Source organism: Myxococcus sp. AM011, from assembly GCF_013372595.1.
In the GTDB taxonomy this organism is placed as follows: Bacteria; Myxococcota; Myxococcia; order Myxococcales; family Myxococcaceae; genus Myxococcus; species Myxococcus eversor.
In genome coordinates this window covers 1-11,057 of sequence record NZ_JABXEM010000334.1, presented here as the reverse complement: position 1 = coordinate 11,057, position 11,057 = coordinate 1, and the positions used below count along the sequence as shown (strand labels likewise).

Annotated in this window: 8 protein-coding genes and 1 pseudogene; 4 read left to right on the top strand and 5 right to left on the bottom strand. The window is 69.8% G+C overall.

What is annotated here, in order from left to right; genetic code table 11:
- Nucleotides 1-297 (top strand): annotated as a pseudogene (locus HUW62_RS42040) (ParA family protein); the annotation flags it as partial.
- Here HUW62_RS42040 and HUW62_RS42035 read toward each other — a convergent pair.
- Entirely contained in the window at nucleotides 294-950 is a 657-nt protein-coding gene (locus HUW62_RS42035) for a polyhydroxyalkanoate synthesis regulator DNA-binding domain-containing protein (RefSeq protein WP_163865414.1), read from the bottom strand. The pseudogene HUW62_RS42040 and the gene HUW62_RS42035 overlap by 4 nt on opposite strands.
- 163 nt (nucleotides 951-1,113) lie before the next feature.
- Between HUW62_RS42035 and HUW62_RS42030 the strand changes: the two genes are divergently transcribed.
- Both HUW62_RS42030 and HUW62_RS42025 read left to right on the top strand, forming a co-directional pair.
- Nucleotides 1,114-3,810, top strand: coding sequence for a zinc-ribbon domain-containing protein (locus HUW62_RS42030; protein WP_176437628.1), 2,697 nt, complete (start codon nucleotides 1,114-1,116; stop codon nucleotides 3,808-3,810).
- Nucleotides 3,811-3,815: 5 nt separating this feature from the next.
- On the top strand, nucleotides 3,816-4,625 hold the full coding sequence (locus HUW62_RS42025; RefSeq protein ID WP_163865412.1) for a hypothetical protein: 810 nt from the start codon (nucleotides 3,816-3,818) through the stop codon (nucleotides 4,623-4,625).
- A 28-nt stretch (nucleotides 4,626-4,653) separates the two neighbouring features.
- On the opposite strand, the gene HUW62_RS42020 is transcribed toward HUW62_RS42025, so the two are convergent.
- Entirely contained in the window at nucleotides 4,654-4,881 is a 228-nt protein-coding gene (locus HUW62_RS42020; RefSeq protein WP_163865411.1) for a twin-arginine translocase TatA/TatE family subunit, read from the bottom strand.
- Between the two features lie 112 nt (nucleotides 4,882-4,993).
- Here HUW62_RS42020 and HUW62_RS42015 point away from each other — a divergent pair, with 112 nt between their 5' ends.
- On the top strand, nucleotides 4,994-5,719 hold the full coding sequence (locus HUW62_RS42015; protein ID WP_176437627.1) for a glycerophosphodiester phosphodiesterase family protein: 726 nt from the start codon (nucleotides 4,994-4,996) through the stop codon (nucleotides 5,717-5,719).
- Between the two features lie 10 nt (nucleotides 5,720-5,729).
- Here HUW62_RS42015 and HUW62_RS42010 read toward each other — a convergent pair whose 3' ends face one another.
- The 3 genes from HUW62_RS42010 to HUW62_RS42000 all read right to left on the bottom strand — a co-directional run.
- On the bottom strand, nucleotides 5,730-6,641 hold the full coding sequence (locus HUW62_RS42010; protein WP_163865409.1) for a hypothetical protein: 912 nt from the start codon (nucleotides 6,639-6,641) through the stop codon (nucleotides 5,730-5,732).
- Nucleotides 6,642-6,811: 170 nt separating this feature from the next.
- On the bottom strand, nucleotides 6,812-10,054 hold the full coding sequence (locus HUW62_RS42005; RefSeq protein WP_163865408.1) for an MXAN_5808 family serine peptidase: 3,243 nt from the start codon (nucleotides 10,052-10,054) through the stop codon (nucleotides 6,812-6,814).
- Nucleotides 10,055-10,272: 218 nt separating this feature from the next.
- Nucleotides 10,273-11,057: EI24 domain-containing protein (locus tag HUW62_RS42000; RefSeq protein WP_255203948.1), on the bottom strand; the 785-nt coding region annotated here is incomplete at its 5' end.

Genomic DNA, 11,057 nt, shown 5'->3' with positions numbered 1-11,057 from the left:
GTGGGGGAGGCGGAGGGACGTCCCGGGCTGGGCGTCACCAAGGTGGTGCCCACGCTGTACCGGAAGACGGCGCTGGCCACGGCGATTCTGGACCGGCTCCGGGCGTACTTCCCGGACTCACTGGCCACCACGCCCCTGGGCTACGACGTCAAGGTGGACGAGGCGCAGAGCCACGGGAAGACCATCTTCGAGTACGCGCCCAGGAGCCGGGGGGCGCGGATGCTGGCGGCCATCGCGGCCGAAATCCACGGCGGGCCCGCTCCCCGGAAGCGGAAGCGGGCACCGCGAGCCGGCTAGGGCTCCTGCTTCTTCTGCTGCTCGAACTGCTCGAGCTTCTTCTCCAGCTCTTCCAACCGCTGGGTGAGCGACTGCATGTCGCGGCCCAGGGCGGGGAGGTTGCCGGTCAGGTTCTCGACGACGTGCTTGACGCGCTCGTCGATCTTCCGCTGCCAGTCCTCGAAGGCGCGCTGGCTGGCCTTCAGCAGGTCGGCGGGAGACAGGCCTCCCGCGGCATCGGCGGCGGCCTGCGGGGTCTCCTCGACGGCCGTCTCGGGGAGGCCCGCCTTGGCGGCTTCCTCGCGACGCAGGAGCTTGTCGAGTCGGGATTCCGCTTCCTCTCGGATGGAGGCGACGCGGGGAGTGACCTCTTTCTGGATGAAGCCGGAGATGGATTCGCCGGGGTGGCGGATGATCTCCCGCAGCACCGACAGCGGCATCTGGTTCTTCTTCTTCTCCTCTTCGAAGATGATCTGCGCGAGGGTGACCGAAGTCAGATCTTCTTTCGTGCGGTTGTCTACAATCCGCACCTCGGTGCCCTCCTTGATCATCGCGGCGATCTCATCCAGCGTCACGTACCGGCTCTCCACGGTGTCGTAGAGTTTTCGGTTCGTGTACCGCTTGATGATCTTCGGCTCCTTGCTCGGAGCGCCTGCTTGCTCGGCCTCGCTCATCGGTCTCTCCGCCCCTTTTGGGCTCGACTCAAAGCCAGCTTCCATGTCTGAGTCTCGCAGGGGCGAACCTCGTACCAGAGGGGTTGGAGGCGAGCAAGCAGCGAGAACCCGACTCGCGGTACCCGCCCGGTGGCCCTATACTCGTCCCCGCCCCCAGGCCTGAATGATCGTCAAGTGCGCGCGGTGCCAGACACGGTTCAAGATCCCCGACGAGAAGGTGACCGAAAAGGGGGTCAAGGTCCGCTGCACCAAATGTCAGAACACGTTCCGCGTCACCCGCGAACATGGCGGGGAGGATGCCGGTGCGTCCTCGCCTCCCTCCTCGGCCGGGCAGGCCGACCCGTTCGCTGAGTTCGGAGCCGCTCCAGACCCGAAAGGCGTGGAAGTCACACGGCCCGGCTTCTTCGCCCAGGGCGTCGCCGCCACGCGCACGGAGCCCGCGTCGTCTGGAAATCCCTCCTGGAACAGCATGGATGGGGAGCTCGACGACGGAGTCTTCCGCGAGCCCACCCGCATCGGTCCGATGCCTCGGCCGCCGCTCCAGGCCCCGGAGTCGCCCGGCGCCGGCACGGCGCGCAATGGGGGCGCTGTTCCCTTGCCCGCACCGCCCGAGGCCGTTCGTCCACCAGTGGACACATCGACCGGGCTGTACGGTGGCGCGGTGCCGCCTCCCGTCGACGAAGGCGCGGCGATGTTCTCGGGCGCGGTGCCCCTGCCAGGTGGTTCGGGCCCGGGAGTCGCTTCGCCTCGCGGTGCGTCACCGGGAGCGATGACGCGTCGGCCCATGCCGCCGCCTCCGCCCGCCGCGCTGCGCCAGGGTGGAGGGGCAGCACCAGGCTCACTGGGGCCTGGCGAGGACGACCCGTTCGCGGACTTCATGTCCGCTCCGATGCCGGGAGGGGCGGAGGATCCATTCGACTCACTGCCCGCGCCCGTGACGGGGCCGAGCATCGCCGACCGTCGACCCGTGGCTCCCGCCGCGCGGGTGGCTCCGCCTCCTGCTCCTCCCAGCGTGGAGGAGGATCCGTTCGCGTCCATCGACATCGACGACGCGACGGTGACAGGGAGCCCGCCGGTCCAGGCTCCGCCGGCTCCACCCAGTGCGGAGGAGGATCCGTTCGCGTCCATCGACATCGACGACGCGACGATGACGGGACAGCCTCCGTTCTCTTCGTCGGCGCCCCCCGCGCGTGGGGCCCTTCCGAGTGCTCCGCCCGCCGCGACCGGGGCTCCGCCGGGTGCTCGTGCCGCTGTGGCGCAAGCCCCCGCGCAGCGCGCGGCCGCCGCGGGTGTGCCTGCTTCCGACGCGCGAGCGCCACTCGGCTCCGCGCCTCGGCCGGGAGCACCTGGGGCCGCATCCGCGCCGCGTGCCGCTCCAGTGGGTGCGGCCGCGCCTTCCGGAGCCTCGGCGAGTGCGGGTGCTTCATCCGCGCCCCGTGGAGGTTCGGCGGGAGCTCCGCTCACCGCATCGCCCGCGCGTGCCGCCCAGTCGGGAGCTGCCTTCCTGGGGCCCGAGGGCGGGACCTTGCCTGGGCGTCCTCCTCACCAGGGTGCCGCCCCGTCGGCGCGTCCGGCTGGCGGCGCGGCGCCGTACTCCGCGCCCGAAGACGCGACGGTCCCCGGCCGTCCTCCGCTTCAGGCCGCTCCGAGCGATGCGGACCCGTTCGCATCTCTCGACCTCGACGACGCGACGAGGCCCGGCCGTCCTCCGCCGCAGGCGGCCCCCAGTGGCGCGGACCCGTTCGCGTCACTCGACCTCGGCGATGCGACGGTGCCCGGTCGTCCTCCGCTTCAGGCGGCGCCGAGTGGCGCGGATCCATTCGCGTCACTCGACCTCGACGACGCGACGAAGCCCGGTCGTCCGCCACAGCCGTCCGCTGGCCTGGGCCCCGCTTCACCTCCCGATGCCCAGGACTTGTTTGGCCACGCCTCGGATGGCGACTTCGGTGAGCACGCGGGCGTTCAGCCCTCCGATACCGGGCGCGCCGAGCTGTTCGGCTCCTCGTCCCATGATTCGCTCGGGCTCGATGACTCCCAGGCGCACTCGACGGGCTCGCTCCTGGACGACGTTCCTCCTCCGGACGAGGGCCTGGACTTCGGTGGCGTCACCCTCGGCCGCATCGGCGGGGCAGGGGTGGGGCAGCGCGAGGTCCTCGAGTTGGATCCGCAGATGTCCACCGCGCCCGTGGTCTCCGTGGCCAAGCCCACGGCCCGGCCGGAGGACGTCGGAATTCCCCAGGGCCGCCCGCCGAGCCGCGCGCGCAAGGTGACGGCGCTGCTCGTCAACCTCGTGGTGGCCGCCGCGCTCGTGGTGGGACTGGGCGCGGTGGGCAGCGTCTATCTGAGCGAAGGGCGACTGGACCTGTCGGTGCTGTCGCCCGAAAGCCTGCGCGCCCTCTTCGTCCCCGAGCCCAAGCCGCTGGTGGCGCTCGACGTCTCCAACGGCCTGTACGAGACGCAGTCTGGACGCCCGCTCTTCTTCATCCGGGGCGACGTGGAGAACCGGACCGGCGCGGCGACCCATGTCCGCGTGCGCGGCGCGCTCTTCGACGGTGACCAGCGCGTGCGCTCCGTCGAGGGGCTCGCGGGCCTGGTGGCCACTCCCGAGGAGCTTCACGCCGTGGGCAACGCGGAGGCGGCTCAAGCCCTGCGCAAGCGCCTGGACGCGGGAGCAGCCTCCGTCGCGCCCGGGGCCCGCGCGCCCTTCCTCCTCGTGTTCCATGAGTATCCGGCGGCCCTCGGGAGCTTCCGGCTCGAAGTCTCGGTGGAGGCCGTCCCAGCGCCCGCCGCCGAGGCCGTCCCCGCCCCCACGGAGGCCGTGCCTTCCCAGGCACCCGCCCAGGCCGCGCCCACGGAGTAAGCGCCATGCCCTCGTTGGACGACGCACGCAACGTCGCCAGGTTCCTCCACGCCCTGGGTGGAGGCGCCGAGGTGCGCCGCAAGGCCGCCGCGAGGGAGCTGTCTCGCGGCGACCCGTTCGACGCGAACGAGCTGGTGGGGCACCTCATCTCCCTCTCGCGTCAGGGCTGGGAGCCCGCCACCTGTGTGCTGTCCGACTTCCTGGCCGCGCTGGCGCAGGAGGCGGAGCACATCCCCCACGTCACCGAGCTGCGCAGGCTCGCGCATGTGCAGGCGCTCGACACGGTGGCGGACCTGTTCGCGCAAGGCCCCGCGAAGCGGGAGATGAACCCGGACGCCGCCGCGCGCGCGGACGCCAACGCCTTCTCCCAGTCACTGGGGCACCTCAAGCAGCAGGCCCGGCTCACGAGAGACCCGGACACGCTGTCCCGCCTGGCCACCGTCAGCAACCCGTCCGTGCTGCGCAACGTCCTCATCAACCCGCGCCTCACCGAGGACCTGGTGGTGCGCATCGCCGCCCGCCGTCCGGCCCGCCCGGAGCCGCTGCTGGAAATCTGGCGCTCTCCCCGCTGGTCCGTGCGCCACACGGTGCGCCGCGCGCTCGTCTTCAACCCGTACCTGCCCCCCGAAATCGGCGCGAAAATCGTTCCGCTGCTCAACACCAGTGACTTGCGCGAGCTCCACGCGAGCGCCGGGCTGCACCTGTCCCTGAGGGAGCAGGCCGCGCGACTGCTGGCGGAAGGGGCGGCCTCGCTTCAGCCCGCGCCGGAGGAAGCGTCCGAGCCCGCGAGCGGAACCCGTCACCTGCACGACTGAATGGCGGCGAAAAGAGGAGGCGGGCGGACTAGCGGCGACGCGTTGAATCCGGCTCGCTGAACTCGGCGTCCGTGGAGCCCCGGCGCGAGGACGGCAGCGACTTCGCGTCGACCAGGTCCTCGCCCTTGGAGGCCTTGCGGAACGAGTAGACGAACTTGCCCACCGCGTTGCCGAGCTGGCCCATCCGGGCGGCCGAGAAGACCACCAGCAGGATGAAGCCGAGGAGGATGATTTCGCCGAGGTGAAGGCCCAACATGATGAACTCAGAGTGCAGCAAAGGGGTAGGGGAGGCAAGCCGCGCGTCCACCCGCTGACGCCCGTCCGCACTTCTGCTGCGCGGGAAGGCTCATCCAGCGCACACTGAGCCCATGCTCCTGCTTGCCCACCGAGGCGCCTCCGCCGACGCCCCCGAGAACACCCTGGAAGCCTTCACGGAGGCCACCCGGCAGGGGGCCGACGGCGTGGAGCTGGATGCCATGGTGTGCGGCTCGGGCGAGGTAGTCGTCTGCCACGACGAGCGGCTGGAGCGCCTGGCGCGCCTTCCCTGGGAGGTGCGCCACACGCCCTGGTGGAAGCTGCGCCGCGCGGACGTGGGGACGGCGCTGGGCTTCGCTCCGGCGCGCATCCCCTTGCTGGAGGAGGTGCTGGAGGCGCTGCCGTCGCAGTTCGTCGTCAACATCGAGCTGAAGTGCGACCGGTTCGACGACGACGGCCTCTCCCGGAAGGTGGCGGAGCTGGTGCGTCGCCTGGGGCTGGCCGAGCGCGTGGTCATCTCCAGCTTCAACCCGCTGTGCCTCTTCCGCCTGCTCGCCGTCGCGCCCGAGCTGCGGCGGGGCTACCTCATCGACCCGGACCGGCGCTGGGGCGTGCACGCGTACGCGGTGAGCCCGCTCGTCTCGTCCCACTCGGTGCACCCCTACTACGAGGACTGCACTCCGGAGCGGGTCGCCACCTGGCGCGCCGCGGGGCTGCGGGTGGCCACCTGGACGGTGGACGACGCCACGAAGGCCCGCGCGCTGGAGCAGATGGGCGTCAGCTACCTCATCACCAACCGGCCCGGCGCGCTGCGAGAGGCCCTGCGCGCCGCGGCCTGACCGCCCGCGCCTAGAAGTCCAGGCCCAGCGTGGTGCTGAAGGCGAACACCGCGGGCAGGCCCCGGTCCTCGAGCGCGTTCGGATTGTCCGCGCGAGGCGTCTCGACGCTGCCGGTGCGGGTGAGCGACAGCTCCGCGCCCAACTGGAGCACGCCGCCGATGAAGCGCACGCCGCCGTAGATGCGCTGATTCACGTTGTCGCCGAAGGACACCTTCGCGTAGTTGGCCGTGCCGTCCAGCGCCTCGCGCGAGTCGTTGCCGAGCGAGTCCTCGTAGTCGCGCGTCGGGTCGAAATCGAGGCGGCTGGTGGTGGCTCCGACGAAGCCCAGGTCCAGGCCACCGTAGGGCGTCAGCGTCACCATGCCGCCCAGCGGGAACTGCTTGCCCACGCCGATGTCCAGGCCCATCACCGTCAGGCTCAGGTCCCGGGCGCCGAACAGCTTCGTCGCGTGCCCGCGCACGCTCACGTCCGGGAGCCACGTGAAGCCCTCGTTGACGGCCCACTTCACCTCGCCGGTGGCCACCACCTGGCTGCTCTTCTCCACCCAGCCCACGCGCCCGCCCAGCTCCAGCGAGAAGGGCAGGCCCTTGCGCACGTGGAAGGAGGGGATGAGCACCGTGGAGGGCTGGTCCACGTTCTCCGTGGGGATGCGCACGCTGTCCGGCAGCGACACCACGGACAGCTCCGCGTTGATGGCCCAGGCCGAGTGCCCCGTCGTCTCCGGCGGCATCAGGTTCGCCGAGGTGATCGCGGCGCCCATGACGCGGGCGAAGGCGCGGAAGTTCGCGTTGGCGGCGGCGTTGGAGCCATCCGCCGCATTCGGATCACCAAAGTCCGAGATGCGCAGGTCGTTGTCGTCCGCGTATGCGGTCGCTCCCGAGACACACGCCGCCAGGGCGAGCCACCGACTGAACGTCCGCATTCGAGTCACCGCCTCCCGGGAACCCGCCGGCCGGGGGCGCCCCACAGCGGCGGACGCTAACGCCAGCCCGCGAGGAGCGTCAACAAAACGGGCGGCCCTTCCGACGAGTCTCTTGAAGAGGACCCACCGGAGGGGCCGCCCGGAAGGCGGCGCCGCGTGTCGTCAGACGCCTACTGCGGCTGCGGCTTCACCCCACCGGGGCTCTGGCCGGTGACCTTCTGGGCCACCTCCGCCGGACGGCGGCGGATGACCAGGGTGCGGCGGCTGGCGAAGTCGGTGCTCTCGCGAGCCACCACCAGCACGTTGTTGTTGCCTTCCTTGAGGTTGAACTCGGTGGAGAACTTCAGGGTGTTCGGCTCGCCACCCTTCGGGTCCACGCCCTTGAAGTAGACCTTCTGGTCGTTGACCAGAACGTACACGTCCAAGAGGCCGTTGGGGTCCGTCACGACGCCGGACAGGGTGAACTTCTCCCCGTTGGCGACCAGGCCGCCCGCGGACGGGTCCGCGTCCAGCTTGATGTCCGGCGGACGGCGCGTCGTCGTCCAGGCCAGCTTCGGCGCGGTGGGCTTGCCCGCCTTCACCTCCTTGGCATCCTGGGCACGCACGAAGCCGAAGCGGCCCTTCTCCAGCTCCACGCGGTAGAAGCCCTTGTTCGCGGCCTCCACCGGCAGCACCGCGGTGGCGTTCAGCTTCGCCACCGTGCGGGCACCCTCCACGGGCGAGCCGAAGACCTCGGTCTTCTCCGTGACGCGCACCGCGCCCTTCTTCGCCTCCAGCGTGGCCACGGCCGCGTCCTTCACGGGCAGCTCCATCTTCTCCATGACGAACTCCTCCAGCGGCTCGTCGATGATGGCCAGCTTCAGCGGGAAGGTGTCGCCCTTGTAGCCCTTCTTCACCTCCACCTGGAACCGCGCCGTCTTCGTCTCGCCGGCCTTCAGCTCGCCCAGCTTGAAGCGACCCTTCTCGATGAAGATGTTCGCGTCCCCGCCATTCTTGATCTGCGTGAACGAGTCCATCGCGACGCCGGGGCCCACGTTCGTCACGTCGAGCAGCACCGCCACCGTCTCGCCGCGCTGAACCGTGCCGTCGCCGTTGCAGCTGGCGCAGTCATCCACCACCTGCCAGTTGAAGGCGAAGGACGGCCGCGGCAGCTCCGCGAAGTTCAGCTCCGACACGCGCGTCTCCGGCAGCGCGCCCTGGTCATCGAAGAAGCGCACCGTCACGTCGTCGCGGCGGCTGGTGAGGTCCTTGGGCAGGCGCACCTTCACCTTCCAGGACTTCTTCTCGCCCGGGTTCAGCGCGCCGAAGAGGAACTCGCGGCGGTCCAGGAAGGCGTTGTCGCTCTCCGTCCAGGCGCGCACGCGCTTGAGCGGCTCGGTGCCCTTGTTCTCCGCCGTCACCACCATCTCCAGCAGGTCGCCGGCGTGAATCTTCGTGTCCGGCGTCGGCGTCAGCGTGCCCGTCAGCTGCACGTTCTTCGGCGTGGGACCGGCGCTCCAGTCCACACCCAGCGCGGCGATGGCGGCGTTGATGCGGGTCTCCTCCTCGCGGCGCTTCTGCTCGATGAAGCCCTTGCCCTGCTGGAGCTGCTGCTCACGGGTGGCCGCCGGGGCCTTCAGCACGTAGTCCCGCGCGAACTGCACCTCGAAGTCCTCCTTGATCTCCTCCTGGGACTCCGCGTCCAGCTGGTCGTCCAGGTCCTCGCCCTGGCCCGCCACGTCGAGCAGCGGGTCGTTCTCCCCATGCGGCTTCTTGTCGGCGGCCTTGTCCGCGACGACGGCCTTCGGATCCTTCTTCGGCTCCTCCTTCGCGGCGGTGGCCAGCTTCTCCTGCTGCTTGGGGTCCACCTTCAGGTACTTGAGGCTCTCGCGCGGCTTCTCGCGGTCCAACACGTCCTCGCGCTTCTTCGCGACGGTGGCCGAGTCCGGGTTGCCGAAGTGCTGATCCAGGTCCGCCTCGCCCATGGAGCGGCGCGACGCGAACACGTCCACGCGCTCGTCGGTGACGCGGGTGGGGACGAGCTGGATGTCCGGGACGATGCCCACCTCCTGGATGGATTTGTCGCCCGGCGTCAGGTACTTGGCGATGGTCAGCTTCAGCGCGCTGTCATCCGGGAAGTCGTACAGCACCTGCACGCTGCCCTTGCCGAACGTCTGCCGGCCGATGATGACCGCGCGGTTGAGGTTCTTCAGCGCGCCCGCCACGATTTCCGACGCGGAGGCGCTGCCCGCGTTGACGAGCACCGCGATGGGATACGTGTCCTCGCCCTCGGTGGGACGCGCGCGCTTCTCCTCGCGCAGCTTGTCCGACAGGCCCACCGTCGCGACGATGGTGCCCGTGGACAGGAACGTGTCGGACACCTGGATGGCCTGCTCCAGGAGGCCGCCCGGGTTGCCGCGCAAATCCAGCACCAGGCCCTTGAAGCCGCCCTTGGCGTCCGCCTGCTTGCGCAGGTCGCCCAGCGCCGACTCCAGATCGCGGGTGGTGTTGCCCTGGAAGTTCTTCAGGCGGATGTAGCCCACGTTGCCGGAGAGCATCTTGTGCTGGACGCTCTCGATGGAGATCATCGCGCGGGCCAGCGTCATCACGCGCGGCTTGTCCCAGCCGTCGCGCTCCACCGTGATCGTGATGCGGCTGTCCACCGGGCCGCGCAGCTTGGACACGGCCTCGTTGAGGTCCATGTTGACGGTGGACTCCTCGCCAATCTTCTTGATGCGGTCATCCTTCTGGATGCCGGAGCGGTGCGCGGGCGTCTTGGGCAGCACCTTGACGACGGTGAGGTTGCCCTCGCGCATCTGGATGACGAAGCCCAGGCCACCGAACTCACCCTTGGTGGACAGCTTCATCTCCCGGTACAGCTCCGGGCGCAGCAGCACCGAGTGCGGGTCCAGGGTGGACAACATGCCGTTGACGGCCGCGTACTCGATGTCGCGCGTGTCCTCGATGGGACGCATGTTCTTCGACAGGAAGTCGAACACGTCCTTGAGGGCGAAGGACATCTTCCACAGCGAGTCGACGTGGCCGATGTCGAACTCGCGCGTCTTGCCGTTGACGTTGACCGACAGCTTGCCCGTCTCCGGGTTGCCGTCCACCAGCACGTCCGGAACGCTCTTCTCCACGTACTCGAGCGAGGAGATCATCATCTCCTTCGGCTTGATGCGTTTGGGGTCGACGTAGTTTTCCTTCACGTAGAGGATGACCTTGGTCAGCACGCGAAGGCTGTTGAGGTCGTGAGGTGCCTTCTCGCCCTTGGCGGAGGGCAGGCTGCCATCCCAGGTGCCTTGTCCCTGCCCGGCCTCGGCCGCTCCCATCATCAATGGAATCGGCGCCCGGTGGTTGCCCACGAGGGCCCAGGCGCCGAGGAGCACGGCAACAGCGGCGATGCGGCGGAGAAAACGCGGCATGTGATTCATCCAAGCTGGAGCGCGTCGCCGCGCCCCGGGGTGTGGCGTGAAATGCCTAGAAAATCCGAACGTTTGAAACGGTAGCTGGGCATTGAAGCGGCCGGGCAAGCCTAATCACGGCTTTCTGGTGCTTCAAGGCATCGACTCTCCGCTGAAGAGGCAGAACGTCCCTGGCGGGCACTGCGTTCCCGTCTTGGAGAGACCGACAGTCGGTGGAGGCGTTTATTTCAGGGCAACGCCCCCTGGCTGCTCGTGGGCGGAGGCGGCAGGACGTTCGCCTCGCGCAGCCCTCGGTACAGGAGCGTCCCGGCGACGATGGCCACGGGCAGGAAGAAGGTATTCACCACGGGGACCCAGAGGAGCAGGTAGACGCCCGCTCCCAGGCCCAGGCCCAGGGCCCGGCGCTGCCTCAGCATGCGCCTCACCTCGGCGAAAGGGTAGAGGTGACGTGTCATGGGGGCGGCCAGGTACTCGCCCGCCATCCAGGTCATGGTCCACAGGCCGCCGAGCACCGTCCACAAGACACTCCCCACCCCGGGGATGAGGTGGAGCGGCAGCAGGAGCGTCAGCCCGGCGAGCAGGAAGAACAGCCGCGCCAGCGTGTGCGCGAGCCCGGTGGCGATGCCCCGCACGAAGCTGGCCAGGGTGAAGGGCGGACCGTCGCCTCCTCCACAGAGGGCCTCGGTGGCCTCGGACAGGGGGTCCTGGAGGGGGGCGAGCAGGAGCGGAGGCACGACGTTGGCCCCCACCACCCAGAGCACCAGGCCCGACAGGACGAGCACCGTGTACCAGGCCCCCCGGCCGTACCAGGACTCCGGCTGGGTCCAGAAAGAGCCCAGGGCCCCCGGGGCGTAGTGCCACAAAAGCCACGCCAGACCCACCAGGGCCACCGCGGTGACGGCGGCGCACGCGGCGGACAGGACGAAAAGGCGCCGGGAGCGGAAGATGAGGCCGAAGGCCCGGCCGAGCAGGCCCAGCCCCTGGAAGAAGTCGGCCAGGCGGGGCTGCGGGG

Coding starts and splice junctions, on each gene's coding strand:
- HUW62_RS42020 (WP_163865411.1), bottom strand. CDS start 4,881: ATGTTGGGCCTTCACCTCGGCGAAATCATCCTCCTCGGCTTCATCCTG.
- HUW62_RS42015 (WP_176437627.1), top strand. CDS start 4,994: ATGCTCCTGCTTGCCCACCGAGGCGCCTCCGCCGACGCCCCCGAGAAC.
- HUW62_RS42030 (WP_176437628.1), top strand. CDS start 1,114: ATGATCGTCAAGTGCGCGCGGTGCCAGACACGGTTCAAGATCCCCGAC.
- HUW62_RS42005 (WP_163865408.1), bottom strand. CDS start 10,054: ATGAATCACATGCCGCGTTTTCTCCGCCGCATCGCCGCTGTTGCCGTG.
- HUW62_RS42025 (WP_163865412.1), top strand. CDS start 3,816: ATGCCCTCGTTGGACGACGCACGCAACGTCGCCAGGTTCCTCCACGCC.
- HUW62_RS42010 (WP_163865409.1), bottom strand. CDS start 6,641: ATGCGGACGTTCAGTCGGTGGCTCGCCCTGGCGGCGTGTGTCTCGGGA.
- HUW62_RS42035 (WP_163865414.1), bottom strand. CDS start 950: ATGAGCGAGGCCGAGCAAGCAGGCGCTCCGAGCAAGGAGCCGAAGATC.